We start from the raw sequence: 17,919 nt of genomic DNA, 5'->3' as shown, positions 1-17,919 counted from the left end.
GTCAGCTCCTTGTATCGATGAGCGCGCGGTCGCGCCGGTGTGTCGCGGTGAGGCTGTCGCGCAGGATCGCGCCGATCCGCGCGAGCGGTTCCGGATCGGCCATTCTCAGGTGGGTGGTGTCGATATCGTGATCGTGGATCTGCCCGCTCACGAATTCGTTCCAGCGGTCCGCGTTCGGCGCTTTCCGGCCGCGGTCGCGGGCCGCGGTGAAGAACAGCAGATCTCCGTCGAAGAATGCGGGCCGGTGCGCGCGCATGATGGTCACGTGGTTGACCGTGGCGTTCACGAGGGCGGCGGTCTCCCCGGGGGCCAGGCCGCCGAGCACCGGGTCCGAGCGCCGCAGGACCTCGACGATCGCGTCGGCGTCGAAGCGCTCGTAGAAACCGTCCGGCAGGTCGTCCGGAGCCTCGGATGCCTCGCCGACCAGCATCGCGACCAGTTCGCCGTCCGGGATCGGGATGTCGGCCTCGGCTTCGGGCACCGGGAACGAGTCCATCATCGCCAGCAGTTCGACCGGCTCGCCGGCGTCCTGCAGGCGGGTGGCGATGGCGTGCGCGACCAGTCCGCCGAAGGACCAGCCGAGCAGCCGGTAGGGGCCGTGCGGCCGGACCCGCCGGATCTGCCTCAGGTAGTCGTCGGCGATCTCGGCGACGCTGGCCGCGCGGTACCCCGGCTGCGAGATCGAGCGGGTCTGCAAGGCGTACAGCGGTTGGTCAGCGCCAAGGTGCCGGATCAGTCCCGCGTACGGCCAGCCGAGGCCCGCGCCCGGGTGGATGCAGAACAGTGGCGGCTCGTCGCCGTCCGGATTGAGCGGCAGCAGGACGCCCATCGCATCTCCGCCGACACCGCCGTCGCCGAGGCCGCTGTCGTCCGTCGCGTCGACTGGGGCATTGATCGTGGCATCGGCTGTGGCGCGGGGGCCGGCTTCGGCGGTCAGCGCGGTGCCGGTACCGGTGCCGATATCGGCGCCGACAGCCCGCGTGGCGTGGCTGCCGTCAAGTAGGGCGAGCAGCCCCGCGACGGTCGGCGCGCGAAACACGTCGCGCACCGCGCAGTCGACACCCAACGAGTCCTTGATCCGGGTCACCAGGCGGGTGGCGAGCAGCGAGTGGCCGCCGAGGTCGAAGAACCCGTCGTCGAGACCGACCAGATCAAGGCCGAGCACCTGTGCGAAGAGGGCGCACAGGGTGCGTTCGCGCTCGGTTCGCGGTCCGCGGCCGATCGGCGACGCGGCGACCGTCGGGGCGGGCAGCGCCGCATGGTCGAGCTTGCCGTTCGCGGTGATCGGCAGCGCGTCGAGGACGGCGACTGTGGAGGGCACCATGTAGTCCGGCAGCTCCTCGGCGACGGCGGCGCGGACCGCGTTCTCGTTCACCGCGGCGCCACCGCGCGGCACGACGTACGCCACTAGCCGCTTGTCTCCGGGCCTGTCCTCGCGGACGACGATTGCGGCTCGGCTGATCGGGAGCCGCCGGGTGATGGCGGCCTCGATCTCGCCGGGTTCGATGCGGAATCCGCGCAGCTTGATCTGGTTGTCGGCGCGTCCGGCGAAGCGGAGCCGGTGGTCGTGGGTCCAAGTGACTCGGTCGCCGGTGCGGTACATGCGCGTGCCGGGCGGGCCGTAGGGGTCTGCGACGAACCTGTCGGCGGTCAGCGCGGGCCGATCGAGATAGCCCCGGGCGACTTTCGCGCCGGCGAGGTAGAGCTCGCCGCAGCTGCCGGGCGGGACCGGCCGGAGGCGGTCGTCGAGGACGTATGCCCGGGTGTTGTCCATGGGGCGGCCGAGTTCCATGAACTCGGGCAGGCCGTCGTCGCTCACATAGCGGTTGAGGTGCGATGCGTAGGTGGTTTCGGTGGGCCCGTATACGTGCGTGACCGCGGTGCTCGGGCAATGTTCGAGGACGCGGCGTACGGCGGCGGGGGAGACCACGTCGCCTCCGGTGCCGACTTCACGCAGCCGCGCGAGGACGTCGAGGCCCTCCTCGGCGAGGATGTGGAACAGGCCGACCGTGAAGAAGGTAGCCGTGGCCCCGTGCCGGTCGATCGCCTCGGTCAACTGCGCCACGTCCGAGCCCACGCCGGGCGCGACCGCAAGGCGCGAGCCGTTGAGCAGCGGCACCCAGATCTCGTAGGTGGAGGCGTCGAAGCTGTAGGGGGAGTGGACGAGGACGCAGCGGTGGATGTCGTGGTCGTAGAAGCGATCGGTGGCCAGTTGCAGGACGTTGCGATGGGTGACGCCGACGCCCTTGGGGCGTCCGGTGGAGCCGGAAGTGAACATGACGTACATGAGCGCTTCTTCGGCCGTGTGCACCGCGGGGTCGTGCTCGGGGAACTGGTCGGCCGGTGACGCGTCCGCGATCACGATGGTCGATCCCGCCGCGCGCTCGGCGGCGATCACATCGCTTTCCTCGGCAGTCGCGTGATCGGTGATCAGGTGGGTCGCGTGGCTGTCGATCATCATGGTGCGTACGCGGCTGGCCGGTGCGTGGTCGCCGATGGGCACGTACGCCGCGCCGGCTTTGAGGACGGCGAGGGTAGCGATGATGAGTCGGTCGGTGCGTTGCATCAGGATGCCGACGGCGTCTTGGGGGGTGACGCCCGCGTTGATGAGACGGTGAGCCAGGATGTTGGCTTGGCGGTTGGTCTCGGCGTAGGTCAGATCGGTGTCTTGGTAGGAGACCGCGATGCGGTCGGGGTGTTTGCGCGCGATGCTTTCGAAGCGTGCGTGGACGGAGCCGCCGGCCTCGATCGCCGTGGTGGCGTTGTAGTCGTTGAACAGCCAGTCCCGCTCGCCCTCGCTCAGCAGGTCGATGTCGCTCACGCGCTGGGTCGGATCGGCGGCGGCAGCGCGCAGCGCCAGCTCGACTCGGGACGCGAGCAGCTGCGCGGTCTGCGGGTCGAAGAGGTCTGTCGCATAGCAGAGGAAGCCCGCCAGGCCGTGCGGACGGCCGTCGGCCGTGTAAAGGTCGCGCAGCGACAGCATGAGGTCGAACTTCGCGGCGCCCGCGCCGAACGGAACCGGCGTGCCGGCGAGGGCGGCCGGCGGCGAGTCGGCCGCGGCCTGCTCGCGTTCGAGCGTCAGCATCACTTGGACCAGCGGGTGGTGCGCGGTCGAGCGGTGCGGATTGAGGTGCTCGACCAGCAGGTCGAACGGAATCTCCTCGTGCGCGTACGCGGCCAGATCCGTTTGGCGCACCCGCTCCAGCAGCTCGCCGAAGGTCGGATCGCCGGAAGTGTCGGTCCGCAGCACCAGGGTGTTGACGAAGAAACCGACGACGTCATCGAGGGCTTCGTCACCGCGTCCCGCCACCGCCGTGCCGATGGGCACGTCAGGGCCGGAACCCAGGCGCGAGAGCGTCAAGGCCAGCGCGGCTTGGAGCACCATCAGCAGCGTCGCGCCGTGTTGCGCGGCGAGGCCGGCGAGCCGGCGATGCGTCGCGGCGTCGAGCTCGAAGGGTACGACTGCGCCCGCGTGGCTCGCCGCGGCCGATCGCGGCCGGTCGGCGGGCAGATCGAGGACCTGCGGCGCGCCTTCCAGCGCCGCGCGCCAGAACTCCAGGTGCGCGGCCAGCGGTCCGCTCGTGCCGGGTCGCTCGTCGAGCCGGTCGCGCTGCCAGAGCGCATAGTCGGCGTATTGGACCGGCAGTGGCTCCCAGTGCGGTGCGCGGCCTTGAGCCCTCGCCTCGTACGCGGCGGCGAGGTCGGCGGTCAGCGTCGGCAGCGACCAGCCGTCCGCGGCGATGTGGTGGACCACGAGGACGAGGTACTGCCCGGCGGACGAGTCGGTGTCGGTCTCAGCCACGGTGTCGGTGCCAGCGTCGGTGCCAGGGCCGGTACCAAAAGACTCCTGTTGGCCGCCTCCCGCCGCGTCGATGAGCCACGCGCGCAGCGGAATCTCGGTGGCGAGGTCGAACGTGTACTGCGCCGCCTCGTGGATGGCGCCGGTCACCTCGCCCTCCGCACAGCGCAGCGCCACCACCTGCGGCCGCGCCTCGTCCAGGACGACCTGGTATGGCACGCCGTCCTCGGCCCGGAAGACGGTTCGCAGCGCCTCGTGCCGGGCCGCGACGTCGGCGAGGGCGTCGGCCAGGATGTCAGGGTCCGCAGGCCGGTCGAGCCGTACCGCGAGCGGGAGGTTGTAGTCCGCGCTCGGACCTTCGAGCTGGTTGACGAACCAGAGTCGGCGCTGCGCGTAGGACAGCGGGATCCGCTCGGGCCGCTCGATCGGTATCAGGGCGGGGCGGTTCCCGCCGCCCGCCGCCTCGCCGACGCGGCGGTCGAGTCCTGTGACGGTGGGGGCGAGGAACAGGTCCTTGATGCCGATCTCGACGCCGAGCACCGCGTGTATCCGGTTGACCAGGCGAATGCCGAGCAGCGAGTGGCCTCCGAGGTCGAAGAAGCTGTCCGTGACCGAGACCGAAGGCACGCCGAGCACCTCGGCGAACAGGTCGCGGAGAATCTGGACGCGCGGGGAGGTCGCCGAGGCCGAGCCGCCGCGGGCGCCGCCACCGGCTGCTGCCGCGGCTGTCGCCTCGGCGAGCGCGGCGCGGCGCGCGGCCAGGCTCTGCGCCTCCTGATCGGTAAGCCGTACGGCCTCGGCCAGTCGCGCCTGCGGGTCGGCGGCGATCGCTCGCATGACCCTGAGATAGACGTCCCGGATCAGCCGGGCGGTCGGTTCGTCGAAGAGGTCCGCGGCGTACTGGAGCCACACCTCGACGCCGCCCGCGCCCGCCTCTGCGCCCAGTTCCACGCAGGACACGCTGAGGTCGAACTTCGCGGTGTCGAGGCCGGCCGGCTCGATCCGGCCGGACAGCGCGCCCAGCGGGATCGGTGCGTCCGTGCCCGCGCCCTCTACCGTCAGCATGACCTGGAAGAACGGGTGACAGGCCAGCGAGCGCGGCGGATTGAGCCGCTCGACCAGCAGGTCGAAGGGCAGTTCCTGGTGTTCGTACGCGGCCAGGTCCGCGTGCCGCACCCGCTCGACGAGCTCGCCGAGCCGCGGGTCGCCGGAAGTGTCGGTGCGCAGCACCAGGGTGTTGACGAAGAAGCCGACCAGGTCGTGCAGCGCCTCGTCGGACCGCCCGGCCACCGGAGTGCCGATGGCGACGTCCGCGCCGGCGCCGAGCAGCCGCAGCGCCGCGGCGAGTCCGGCCTGGAAGACCATGAACATGCTCGCCCCGCGCTCCGCGCACAGGTCGCGAAGCCGCCGGTGCGCCTCGGCGTCGAGCAGCGCCGAGACGCTGCCGCCGAGCGCGGTCGGCTCCACCGGGCGGGGCCGGTCCGTCGGCAGGTCCGCCGCCGCGGGCAGCCCGGCCAGCGCGCGGCGCCAGAACTCAAGCTGTCGCGCCGCCGTGCTGCCCGCGTCGTCCGGGTCGCCGAGGACGTCGCGTTGCCAGAGCGTGTAGTCGGCGTACTGGACCGGCAGCGGCTCCCAGGCCGGGGCGCCGCCGGTCAGCCGCGCCTGGTAGGCGATGGCGAGGTCGCGCAGCAGCGGCCGCATCGACCAGCCGTCGGTCACCGCGTGGTGCAGCAGAATGACCAGCGTCGACGCGTCGGTTCCCGGCACGAAGAGCCGGACCCGGATCGGCACGTCGACGGCCAGGTCGAACGGTTCCTCGGTGAACGCCGCGACAAGGCCGTCCAGGACCTGCGGCGTGCAGTCCACGAAGGACACGACCTCGCCCGCCGAGTCGAGCACCCGCTGATAGGGCTCACCATCGGCGGCGGGCAGGACTGTGCGCAGCGCCTCATGCCGCTCGATGACGTCCGCGACGGCCTCGCTCAGCGCCTCGCGATCGGGAACGCCGTCCAGCTTGATGACCAACGGCACGTTGTACGTCGCAGACGGGCCCTCAAGCCGGCCGAGGAACCACAGGCGGCGCTGCGCGTAGGACAGCGGGACCCGGTCTTCGGGCGGAAGCGGGTCGTCGTCGAAGGCGGCGGCGGATGGCGCGTGATCGTGAGCGTCCTGCGGCGAGGTCCGCCCGTGCGGCGGAATCAGCGACTTGAGAAGGTTCCGGTCGATCTTTCCGGTGCTGGTGCGGGGCAGCGCGCCGACCACGCAGATGGTGCCGGGCACGGCCGGCGGGGGCAGGTGCGCGGCGAGGTGCTCGCGGACCGCTGCGACGGTGAGCGGTGAACCGGCAGTCGCCGCCGCAGTCGTGTCGGCTGCGGCCGCCGCGCCTGAGGCGCCGGCCGTGATGTACGCCGCCAGCCTTTTCGTTCCGTCGGCGAGCCGCTGGACGACGACGGCTGCCTCACGGATCGCAGGGTGCTGCAGCAGGACGGACTCCACCGCGGCCGGGTCGATCCGGTGCCCGCTGATCTTGACCTCGTCGTCGATGCGGCCCTGGTAACCGAGCTGCCCGTCCTCCCGGACGCAGACCAGGTCTCCGGTGCGGTACGCGGGGACGCCGCCGAGCGCGGTGAAGCGCCGCTCGGTCAGCGCCGGCCGGCCGAGATAGCCGCGCGCCAGGCCGCCGCCGAGCAGCCACAGCTCGCCCTCGACCAGTGCCGCGCGCACGCCGGGAAGCGGCAGGCCGATCGGCACGCCGTCGCCCTCCCAGGTGGACAGGTCGGCCACGGTCGCCACGACGGTCGCCTCGGTCGGGCCGTAGGTGTTCAGCAGGCGCACGCGCGCGCCGACGGCCTGGCGCCACCGGGCCACCCGCTCGGGCAGCGCGGCCTCGCCGCCGATGATCACGGTCCGCAGGCTCTCGGGCAACCGCGCGACCCCGGTGTCCAGCGCGTACGCCAGCTCGTGCCAGTAGGCGGTCGGCAGATCGAGCACGGTGATGCCGTGCGCCGCGCAGCCCGCGAGCAGGGCGGGCACGTCGAGCAAGTCGTCGGTGCGGATGACGAGCGTGCCGCCGGCGCACAGGGTGACGAAGACCTCTTCGACGCTCGCGTCGAAGTGCAGCGGCGCGAACTGGAGCACCCGGTCGTCCGGGCCGATGTCATAGGCGCGCGTCGCCCCGGCGACGAAGTGCGCCAGCGCCTCGTGCCCGACGACCACGCCGTTCGGCGTGCCGGTCGAGCCCGAGGTGTAGATGACGTAGGCGACGCCATCGCCGGCGCCGGGACCGTCGAGCGGGAGCGCGCCGCGCTCGGTGAGCAGATCGAGCAGGGCTTGGCCGTCGGCCTCGCAGCCGTTGGCCTCGGAGAGCTGCACGCCCCGGGCGTCGGCGAGGATCGCCGCGTTGCGGGCGGTCGGCGCGCCCGGGTCGAGGGGCAGGTACGCCGCGCCGGTGCGGAGCGTGGCGAGGATGGTGACGAGGGCGTCGATGCCGCGCGGCTGCCGGATCGCGACCAATCGGCCGGGACCGGCGCCCTGCCCGGTCAGCTGGGCGGCGCGCTCGGCCACGGCCGCGTCCAACTCGCCGTAGGTCAGGGCGGCCGCGCCGTGGATGAGCGCGATCCGGGCAGGGGTGGTGCGCGCGTTCGCCGCGATCAGGTCGAGGACCGGCTCGGGCGGCGCGGGGAGCGGCGAGCCCTCCAGGATCACCATGCTGTCCGTCCCGGCGACGGCTTCGGCTGCCCGGGCGGCGCGGTCGATCGAAGGCATCGAGTTCCTCCTGAGGGAAGGGGATTCCCACCGTGCGGCTATACCGAGGCTAGGTTCGGCTCAGGGCGGCGAACGGCAGTTGGCGGGGCAGGAGCGGCGGAGCTTTCCCGCCGCGCGCGGGCGGCGGGCAGCCGGCGTATCAGGAATCTGCGGACACGGTTTCGCGCACGACCGCGCCACCGCGGGTACGGCGGCGCAGCGCCGGACGGTTCTGCGGCTCTGCGCTCTCCGGCGTATTCGTATTCGCGTTCGTATTCGCCTGCGCGTCCGCGGCCGCGGCGGCCGGGCGCTCGGGAGCGGTCGATCCCGCGGCGGCAAGGATCCGCCGGGCGAGGCCGGCCGCGCTCGGTGCCTGGAAGATGTCGCGCAGACCGAGGTCGGCGCCCAGTTCCGTGCGCACTCGATTCAGCAGCCGTACGGCCGACAGCGAGTGCCCGCCGACGCGGAAGAAGTTGTCGCCCGGCTCCACCCGCCGGCCGCCGAGTACCTCGGCGAACAGCGTCAGCAGCGTCTCGACCAGAGCTTCGCCGGTTGCGTCCGACGAGGCCGCAGTTGAGGCTGCGGACGGCGCGTGGCCGCGCCTGAGCGTTGCGAGCGCTGTCCGATCAAGGCGCCCCTCGGCCGTGAGCGGCAGAGCGTCGACGACGAGCACCGCCTCGGGCACCTCCGGTTCAGGCAGTTCGCCTGCCGCGTACGCGAGCAGCACGGATTCGTCGATCTCGACGCCGGGTTGGGGCACTACGTAGGCGGTCGGCTTTCCTCCGCCGCTTCCGTCGCCGCCGTCGCTTCCCCCGTTCTCGCCGGGCTCGCCGGCTAGCGCGACCGCGACGCGGCGGACCGATGCGTGGCCGGCGAGGACGGCCTCTGCGTGCGCCGACGCGGTGTGCGGTGTACCGCTCGCGGCTTGTTCGCCGGCGCGGCCGAGCACTTCCAGATGGCCGTCCACGCTCCAGCGCGCACGGTCGCCGGTGCGGATCATGCGCGAACCGGGCCGTCCGAACGGATCGGCAATGAAGCAGGCTACTGATACGCGTCCGCTTCCGTCGATGCCGTGGGCGAGTGCGGGTCCTGCGACGTACAGATCGCCGGGAACGCCGTGCGACACGAACCGAAGCCGCTCGTCGAGCACATAGCAGCGGGTGCCGCCCAGCGGCGATCCGGCGGTCAAGCCGAACCCGGTCACCGGTTCGGCCATAGCGCGCCGGGTCACCAAGGCGCCGTATTCCGCCAGCCGATAGGCAACGAAGAACTCTGTGCCAGGCAACTGAAGCAGGGCACGGTTCAGGTGCTCGGCACATGGGCGCTCGCCGACGATCGTGATTCGACGCACCGACGCCAGGTCCGCATGGTGCTCGTCGATGAGCACATTGAAGGTCGCGGGCGCGACCGTGAGGTCGGTGATGCCCAGTGCGGCCGTCTGCGCGCCGATCAGCTCGGGCCTGGCGATCCGGTCCGGGGAGAGAGCGCAGGTCGCGCCGGTGAGCAGCGCCGACCACAGCTCCGCGGCGAACTCGGGCGAGCTCAGCGGCGCCCACGCGAGATGCGTCGCTCCGGATGCGCCGGCCGAACCGATGCCGCCCGCCGATTGGGCCACGGCGCGGTGTGACCAGGCCACGGCGTGCCGGGCACCGGCGGTGCCGGCGGAGAGCACGATGAATGCGGCGTCCGCAGGCTCAGAGTGCGTCGTGACCTCGAGTCCTGACACGCTGGGGTCATCCGCGCGGTACTCGACTACCGCGATATCCGGATACCTGCGAGCGATCCGGTCGGCATGCCCGGGTTCGGCGAACAGCATCGAGCACAGCGTGACCGGATCGGCTCCCGAAGTGCTGTCGGCTGCGACCGAACCGTGCTCATGATCGATGAACATGTATGCAGCACCGCAGCGCAACGCTGCCAACGCGACGACGACCGCCGTCGCGCTGCGGTCGAAGACCAGGCCGATCGTGTCGCCGCGGCGCACGCCGCGCGCCGCGAGGCGTTGTGCGGCTTCGCGGGCGGCGGCGTCCAGCCCGGCATAAGAGAGCTGACGCGCTGCGGTGATCAGTGCAACCGCGTCCGGCCTAGTGCGCACGTGCGCATCGAAGAGCTGCGGGATCGTAGTCCCGTCCAGTGCATCCGAGCCCTGCGCGAGTTCCGCGTACGGCGTGCTTGATGCGACCGCGAGCCCGCAGCGCAGTGTCCTGGATTCGTCCTCGTCGAAAAGCTCGACGTCGTCGATGCGCGCGGTGGGATCGTCCGCGACCGCATCCAGAACCCGGGCGTACAAAGCGGCGATTCGTGCAGCGGTCGACCGGTCGAACAGGTCCGCCGCGTATTCGAGCACTCCTGCCAGGCCGGCCGCCGCGCCGGGGGCGTCGCCGTCGAGCTCGCGCAGCGCCAGGGTGAGGTCGAACTTCGCGGTCTGCGAGTCGACGCGCAGCTCGGTGCCGGCCAGCGCAAGCCGCGGATCCCGCGGCGCCGCCTGGTTGTTGAGCATCAGCATGACCTGGATGAACGGGTGATACGCCGTCGTGCGGTTCGGGCTGAGCTGTTCGACCAGTTGGTCGAAGGGCAGGTGCTGGTGCGCGTACGCGGCCAGGTCGGCCGAACGGACCCGGTCGACGAGTTCGTCGAACCCGGGATTCCCGCTCGCGTCCGTCCGCAGGACCAGGGTGTTGACGAAGAACCCGACCAGGCCGTCGAGCGCCTGGTCCTCGCGTCCTGACACGGCCGTGCCGATCGGCAGGTCGTCACCGGCGCCGAGCCGGTGCAGCAATGCGGCGAATCCGGCCTGCAGGACCATGAACAGCGTCGCGCCGCTGCGGCGGGCCAGCTCGCTGAGGCGCTGGTGCGTGTGCGCGCCGATCGTGAACGGCACGAGGTCGCCTTGGTGGGTGGGAGTGGCGCGGCGCGGCCGGTCGGCGGGCAGCGGCAGCACCGGGGGAGAGTCGGCCAGGGCGTCGCGCCAGAAGCCCAGCGCTTCGGCCATCGCGCTGTCCGGGTCATCGGCGTCGCCGAGCGTCGAGTGCTGCCATAGCGCGTAGTCGGCGTACTGCACAGGTAGTTCAGCCCACTGCGGCGCATGGCCCGCGAGCCGAGCGGTGTATGCGGTGTTCAAGTCATTGATGAGCGTCGCCGTCGACCAGCCGTCCGCGGCGATGTGATGCAGCAGTAGCACCAGAATCTGCCCGGGACGGTCCGCACTGCCGGCCTCACCTTCGCCCCGGCCGCCCGCCTCGCCTGCGGCCGCCCTCGCCTCGAACAGCCAGGCGCGCAACGGAATCTCGGCCGCAAGGTCGAACTGGTACCGCGTCGCCGCAGTGATCGCGGCATCGAGCCGGTCGGCGGCCGTCTCGGCGATGGTCAATCGCGGTTCGGCATGCTCGAGGATGGTTTGGAACGGCTCGCCTTCGTGCGCGGCGAAGATGGTGCGCAGGCTCTCGTGGCGGTCCGTCACGTCCCGCAGCGCCCGGGCGAGCGTGCCGGGATCGAGGCGGCGGTCGAGACGCAGCACCACCGGCAGGTTGTAGGCGTGACCGCCGCCTTCGAGCTGGTCGATGAACCACAGCCGCCGTTGCGCGTACGAGAGCGGCACGCGATCCGGACGCGGCATGCGCACCAGCGGCGCGCGGCCGGAGGCTGCCGCCTTGAGCAGCTGAACGCGCTCATCGAGCCCTGCGACGGTCGGCGCCAGGAACAGATCCTTGATTCCCAGCTCGACGCCGAGCGCGGCGCGGATCCGGTTGACCAGCTTGGTGGCCAGCAGTGAGTGGCCGCCGATCCGGAAGAAGTTGTCCGCGGGGTCCACGGCGTCGCGGCCGAGGATCTCGGCGAACAGTCCGCTGATGATCTCGCGGTGCGGTGAGCCTGCCGCTCTCCGGCCCGAATCATGCCCGTCGGTGCCGCGCTCGTGCGCCGCCGAAGCGGCCTGCGCCTCGGCGCGCAAGCGGGCCAGCCGTGTGCGCCGCGCGGTCAGCTGTTCGCGCTGCTCGGCCGTCAGTACGGCCGCGGGCTCCCATGGGGACTGCGGGTCCGCCGCGATCCGCTCCAGGGTGCTGATGTAGACGGCGGCCAGCAGGCGCGCGGTCGGCTCGTCGAACAGCTCGGTCGCGTACTGGAGCCAGACCTCGATCCCGTCCGGCCGGCCGGACGCGTCGCGAAGCTGCGTGCAGAACAGGTTGAGGTCGAACTTCGCCGCGTCGAGCCGGGCCGGTTCGAGCCGCGCGGTCAGCGGGCCGAACCGCAGCGGTTCGCCGGCCGCCTCGTCCAGGGTCAGCATCACCTGGAAGAAGGGGTGCACGCCGAGGGCGCGGGTCGGATTGAGCTGCTCGACCAGCACGTCGAAGGGAAGGTCCTCGTGCAGGTACGCGGCCAGCGCCGCCTCCCGGATCCGCTCGACGAGGACGGCCGGCGTGGGATCGCCGGACAGGTCGGCGCGGAGTACCAGCGTGTTGACGAAGAAGCCGACCAGCTCGTCCAGCGCCTCCTCGGTGCCGCGGCCGGCCACCGCGGTGCCCAACGGAATGTCCCGGCCCGCGCCTACCGCGCACAACGCCATGGCGAGGCCCGCCTGCAGCACCATGAAAAGGCTCGCCCGATGGGAGCGGGCGAGCTCGGCGAGCCGGCCGTGCGCGCCCGCGCCGAGCCGCACGACCACGATCGCAGCATGCTGCGACGGTTCGGCCGGACGCAGCCGGTCCGCCGGCAGATCGAGTGATTCCGGCGTGCCGTCGAGCGCTTCGCGCCAGTAGGCGAGGTGCCGGGACAGCTCACTGTCAGGATCCTTCGGCTCGCCGAGCAAGTCGCGCTGCCAGAGCGTGAAATCGGCGTACTGCACGGGCAGCGGCTCCCAGTCCGGCGCGCCGCCGGCCGACCGCGCCGCGTACGCCGCGGACAGGTCCCGCAGCAGCGGCCCGGTCGATCGGCCGTCGGTCGCCACGTGGTGCACGAGCAGCACCAGCGTCGACCGTGCGGCCGCATCGTCGTGGTCCGCGACGTACAGGCGGGCGCGCACCGGTGCCTGCACCGAGAGGTCGAACGGCTCCCGGATGAACGCCGCCATCAGGGCGTCCACGTCCCCAGCCGGGCAGGTCTGCACCGTCAACAGGTCCGCCACGTGATCGAGTACCCGCTGGTACGGCTCGCCGTCCACGGCGGGAAACACGGTGCGCAGCACCTCGTGCCGGGCCACGACGTCAGCCAGCGCGGCAGCCAGCGCGGCGCGGTCCGGCACGCCGTCGAACCGCAGCACCAGCGGCACGTGATACGCGGACGACGAGCCTTCGAGCCGGTTGAGGAACCAGAGCCGCCGCTGCGCATACGACAACGGAATCACGGTCAATCCTCCTGAAGACGATTCGGTCGGCGGACCGAGCAGAGACGGAACGTTGCGTGTGCGCAGAGGCTTGGCTGGTTCGCGGGACGGGCTATCTCAGCGCGGGCTCCGGCCGCGCGCCCGCCTCCGCGAGCATCGACTCGATCCGGACGGCGAGGTCCCGCAGCCGCGGGTTCTCGTAGACGGCCTTGACCGGCAGGCCGAGGCCGAGTTCCGAGCGCACGCCGGCGACCAGCTTGATCGCCAGCAGCGAGTGGCCGCCGAGCTTGAAGAAGTTGTCCTCGGCGCCGATCCGCGGCGCGCCGAGCACCTGCGCCCACACGCGGGCGATCAGCTGCTCCACGGGACCGGTCGGCTCGTCGGCCGCGGCGGACGCCGCGTCAGACGTGCTCGCGGCGCCCGAGTTCGCGGCGCCAGGGTCGGCAGCGCCAGGGTCGGCGGGCGGTTCCGGCAGCGCGGCCCGGTCCAACTTGCCGTTCGGCGTGGTGGGGAAGGAGTCGACCGGGACGAACGCCGCGGGCACCATGTAGCCGGGCAGCCGAGCGCTCAGGTGCTCCCGCAGCTCGTCGATCCCTGCGACGCCGCCCTTCTCCGCCCGCACGTACGCGACCAGGCCCGCAGCGCCGTGCACGTCGTCGCGCAGTGCGACGGCGGCCTCGGCCACCGCCGGGTGGTCGGCGAGCACGGACTCGATCTCACCCAGCTCGATCCGGTGGCCGCGCAGCTTGACCTGGCCATCAGCCCGGCCGATGTACTCCAGCCGGCCGTCCGGGGTGCGCCGGCAAAGGTCGCCGGTGCGGTACATCCGCGTCCCGGGGAATGCCGTCTCGTCGCCTGACCCGGCGTCCGCGACGAAGCGTTCCGCGGTCAGACCCGGCCGCCCCCGATAGCCGCGGCCGACCCGCGGCCCGGCCAGATACAGCTCGCCGGTCTCGCCGTCCGGAACCGGCCGCAGCGCCTCGTCGAGCAGCCGCATCCGCAGGCCCGGCAGCACCGAGCCGATGTGCGGCCGGTCGCCCGAGGCGATCCAGCCCGCCGTCGAGTCGACGGTGCACTCGGTCGGGCCGTAAACGTTGACCGCTCGCAGCACTCCGTCGTCCACCAGGCGTCCGATCCGGCGCCACAGCGCGGGGCTGATCGGCTCGCCGCCCACCAGCAGGGTGAGCGGGGCGCGACCGGGGTCGCGGCCGTACACCTCGCCGAGCAGGTCCAGCAGGGCGTCGGCATGTGACGGGGTGATGTCCAGGTCGGTAAGCCGCTCGCGTTCGATCAGCCCCGCCAGCAGCTGCGGGTCGGCCCGGGTCTCCTCGTCGATCATCACGACCGCGTCGCCCCGGCACACTCGCACCCATTGCTGGACCGAGGCGTCGAAGGACGGCGAGGCGTTCCAGCCGACCCGGCCGGTGCCCGCGGACACCAGACCCTCCTGCTCGAGTTCCGCGAGCAGGGCCGCGGCCGCGCCGCGGCTGATCTCGACCCCCTTGGGCCGTCCGGTCGAACCAGACGTGTAGATCACGTAGGCGAGCTCGTCAGGGTGGACCGCGACGGGTTCGAACGCTGCTTCAGCTGAGGCGGGGCCGGCCGCGAGGTCGGCATACGGAACGTGGTCCGCTCCGCCTGACGGTGCGTCAGCGCCCTCGTCGTCGGCGACGATCACCACGTCGACAGCAGCGTCGTCGACGAGATACCGGCGCCGGTCGGCGGGCAGACGCGGGTCCACCGGAAGGTAGGCGGCGCCCGCGGTCAGCGTGCCGATCAGAGCCGTGATGAGGTCGGCGCCGCGCGGCAGGGCGAGGGCGACCACGCTGCCCGGACCCACGCCGCGTGCGGCCAGCCGCCGGGCGATGCGCCCCGCCTCGGCCCGCAGCGCGCCGAAGTCCAGCGTCCGCTCGGCGGCCACCACGGCGGTTCGCTCGGCCGGGATCGCGGCCAGCCGCCGGAGCAGGTCCGGCGCCTCAATGCTCGTCATCGCGAATCACTCCCCGGCCACTGTCGCCGACGGCCCGACGGACGGCGCGGTAAGCGGCGCGCAGTCGGCGAGCGGGGTCGGGTCGCCCATCGCGACCAGGATCTTGCGGTTCCCCTGGAATGCCTCGCGGCCGTGCGCGCAGAGGATGTTGTCCACGAGCAGCAGATCGCCGCGCTCCCAGGTCTCCCGCAGCGTCACCTGGTCGTAGATCCCGTTGATCGTGTCCACGTCCTCGCGGCTGAGGTGGGTGCCGTCGCCGACGTACGTGTCGAACGGCAGGCCGTCGTCGCCGTATGTCTCCAGCAGCACGTCGCGCACGTCGGCGTCCAGCGTCCAGCGGTTCCAGAACGCGAAGTGGTTGAACCAGGACTGCTCGCCGGTGAGCGGGTGGGTGACGATCGCCGAACGGACCTGCCGGGTGCGCAGCGCCCCGTCCGCGAGCCACTCGAAGCCGATCGTGTTGTCGGCGCAGTAGGCCTCGGCCACCGCCGGGTCCTCGGTCGCGAAGCTCTTGTACCAGGGCAGTCCGGCCAGCTCGGAGTAGTTGCGCACCAGCAGCCAGCCGGCCGCGGCGAACCGCTCGCGCAGGGCAGCCGGCAGCAGCCGCAGCGCTTCGCGCATGTCGCCCACCGTCGTCGCGCCGCCGGCCTCGGGCGCCGTCACGCAGCCGAACAGCAGCAGGCCGGGGAAGTCGAGGGTGTAGCTGTTCTCGTTGTGCAGCCGGATCGGCTGGATCGCGGGCAGGTCGGTGGAGGAGAACACGCCCTCGCCGAAGTCGGTGCGCGGCGTGGCCTTCTCCTTGTACCCGGCCCGCCGCGGCATGATCACGTCGCGCACCGCGGCGAACGCGGCGGCGTCGAAGACCGGCAGGCCCTTGATCATCAGGGCCCCCCAACGCAGCAGCTCCTCCTTCAGCTGGGCCTGGTGCTGCGCCAGCCACTCGGCCGCCGGCTCGACGGAGCCGAACCGGGGGGCGTGGACGACGGCCGGCTTCCCGGCCTCCTTACTGACGTCGAGTGTTGACGCCGGCCTCGGCGCGGACGCGGCCAGAGTGGTAGGCGGCATCGGACTTCCTCCTGTTCGAAAGCGGGCTTGGGGTCGGTACTCGGCCGCGGACTCAGGCGAACTGCCGGCTCGTCGCGCCGGCCGCGTCCTGGACCGCGGCGGCGATCAGCGCCAGGAACTCGGCGAGCCGGTCCTGGAAGTAGAAGTGGCCGCCCGGCAGCACCCGCAGCGCGGCGGGGCCCTGGGTCACCTCGGACCAGCGGGCCAGCGCCTCGACCGGCACCACCGGGTCCTGCGCGCCGCCGACCACGGTCAGCGGGCAGTCGAGCACCTGCGCGATGCCGCCGTAGCGGTAGACGTCGTCGATGGCGAAGTCGGCCCGGATCGACGGCAGCACGATCTCGCGCAGCTCCGGCTCGTCCAGGATCGCGTCGTCGGTGCCGCCGCGCGCCTTGATCGCGGCGACCAGCTCGTCGTCGCCCAGCAGTTCGGGGCGCACCAGGCAGGGGTTCGGCAGGAACGGCGCCCGGCAGGCCGAGGCGATCAGCGCCCGCGGCGGCCGGCCGAGCTCGGTCAGCGCCCTGGCCACCTCGAAGGCGACCAGCGAACCCATGCTGTGCCCGAGCACCACCAGGTCCTCGGCGTCCTCGGGCAGGCTGGCTACGATCGGGCCGGCCAGGTCGCCGATGCGCTGCGGCAGCGGCTCGGTGAACCGCGCGCCGCGGCCCGGGTACTGACCCAGCAGCAGGTCCACATCGCCGGGGAGCAGTTCGCGCCAGGGGGCGTAGGCGTGGGCGTTGCCGCCTGCGTGCGGCAGGACGAGCAGCGAGGCATGGCGGCCCGCGGCGGTTCCGGGCAGGCTCCAGACCACATCCTCGGGCGCCGGGGCCGGGGCGCCGGAGCCGCAGGGGCTGTTCGACGGGACAGGGTTCACGGCGTTCTCCATTCGTGGGTTGATTCGCCGGTCGCGGCCGGTCGGGTCGGTGGGGAGCAGGTCGGCGGCTCGGTCGGCGGGTCGTCGCGCAGTACCCCTGCTTCAGTGCGCCGCCGCAGCACCGGGCGCGGCCGGGGCGCGGCCGCGCCGCCACCTGCCGGGGCATAGCGTTCGCAGAGGGCTGTGACTGTCGGGTACTGGAAGATGTCGCGGACGTTGAGTTCGACGCCGAACACGGCGCGCGCCCTGGCGGCCAGCCGCGCGGCGGCCAGCGAGTGACCGCCGAGTTCGAAGAACCCGTCGTCGATGCCGACCGAGGCGAGGCCGAGGACTTCGGCGAACAGGCTGCACAGCACCTCTTCGCGCGCGTCGCGGGGAGCGCGCCCCGCGCTCGCGGCGGCGAAGGTCGGCGCGGGTAGTGCGGCCCGGTCCACCTTTCCGTTGGCGGTCAGCGGCATCCGGTCGAGCACCACCACGGCCGAGGGCACCATATGGTCGGGCAGCAGCCCGCGCAGCCGGTCGCGTACCGCGCCGCCGTCGAGCCGCGGGCCGGACCCGCTGACGACGTAGGCGACCAGCCGCAGCACGCCGCGGTCGTCCGCGACCGCCGTGACCGCGGCCTGCGCGACGCTCGGGTCGCCGAGCAGCGCCGCCTCGATCTCACCCGGCTCGACCCGGAATCCGCGCACCTTGATCTGCCCGTCCGAGCGGCCGACGAAGTCGAGCACACCCTCCGGGGTCCACCGGGCCACGTCGCCGGTCCGATACAGCCGCCCGCCCGCCGGACCGAACGGATCGGCCACGAAGCGCTCGGCGGTCAGCGCCGCCCGGTCGAGGTAGCCGTGTGCCAGTCCGTCGCCGGCGAGGTACACCTCACCGGGCACGCCGATCGGGACCGGCCGCAGGCGATCATCGAGCACGTATACGCGCTTTCCGGCGACCGGCGAGCCGACGGGTACCGTCCCCGCGTTCCATCCGCTCGGGATGTCGAACACCGTGGTGAATCCCATGGATTCGGCGGGGCCGTAGCCGTTGGCGATGGTCAGGTGGGGGTGGTGGTGTTGGATTTTGGCGGTGTGGGTGCCGGAGGCGGGTTCGCCTCCGGTGAAGGCGAGGCGTACGCCGGTGAA

The 17,919-nt window shown here is 72.4% G+C and carries 6 protein-coding genes; all 6 read right to left on the bottom strand.

The genetic code is table 11. The features are described from left to right. Position 1: 1 nt before the first annotated feature. Positions 2 to 7,564: a non-ribosomal peptide synthetase gene (locus VFB40_RS04625; RefSeq protein ID WP_324848018.1), complete on the bottom strand. Its 7,563-nt coding sequence runs from the start codon at positions 7,562 to 7,564 to the stop codon at positions 2 to 4. A 139-nt stretch (positions 7,565 to 7,703) separates the two neighbouring features. Then, positions 7,704 to 12,881 (bottom strand): condensation domain-containing protein, encoded by a 5,178-nt coding sequence (locus VFB40_RS04620; protein WP_324848017.1) that lies wholly within the window; start codon positions 12,879 to 12,881, stop codon positions 7,704 to 7,706. A gap of 91 nt (positions 12,882 to 12,972) precedes the next feature. Beyond that, on the bottom strand, positions 12,973 to 14,850 hold the full coding sequence (locus tag VFB40_RS04615; RefSeq protein WP_324848016.1) for a non-ribosomal peptide synthetase: 1,878 nt from the start codon (positions 14,848 to 14,850) through the stop codon (positions 12,973 to 12,975). Between the two features lie 6 nt (positions 14,851 to 14,856). Further along, complete coding sequence (locus tag VFB40_RS04610) at positions 14,857 to 15,915, bottom strand: TauD/TfdA family dioxygenase (RefSeq protein ID WP_324848015.1); 1,059 nt, start codon at positions 15,913 to 15,915, stop codon at positions 14,857 to 14,859. Positions 15,916 to 15,967: 52 nt separating this feature from the next. Then, on the bottom strand, positions 15,968 to 16,789 hold the full coding sequence (locus tag VFB40_RS04605; protein ID WP_324848013.1) for a thioesterase II family protein: 822 nt from the start codon (positions 16,787 to 16,789) through the stop codon (positions 15,968 to 15,970). Continuing rightward, positions 16,786 to 17,919: non-ribosomal peptide synthetase (locus VFB40_RS04600; protein WP_324848012.1), on the bottom strand; the 1,134-nt coding region annotated here is incomplete at its 5' end. The genes VFB40_RS04600 and VFB40_RS04605, both read right to left, overlap by 4 nt.

The organism is Actinocrinis sp. (assembly GCF_035650855.1).
Classification (GTDB): domain Bacteria; phylum Actinomycetota; class Actinomycetes; order Streptomycetales; family Catenulisporaceae; genus Actinocrinis.
The sequence above is the reverse complement of the archived record's forward strand: the minus strand, read 5'-3'. Positions and strand labels throughout refer to the sequence as shown.

Coding starts and splice junctions, on each gene's coding strand:
- VFB40_RS04625 (WP_324848018.1), bottom strand. CDS start 7,564: ATGCCTTCGATCGACCGCGCCGCCCGGGCAGCCGAAGCCGTCGCCGGG.
- VFB40_RS04615 (WP_324848016.1), bottom strand. CDS start 14,850: ATGACGAGCATTGAGGCGCCGGACCTGCTCCGGCGGCTGGCCGCGATC.
- VFB40_RS04610 (WP_324848015.1), bottom strand. CDS start 15,915: ATGCCGCCTACCACTCTGGCCGCGTCCGCGCCGAGGCCGGCGTCAACA.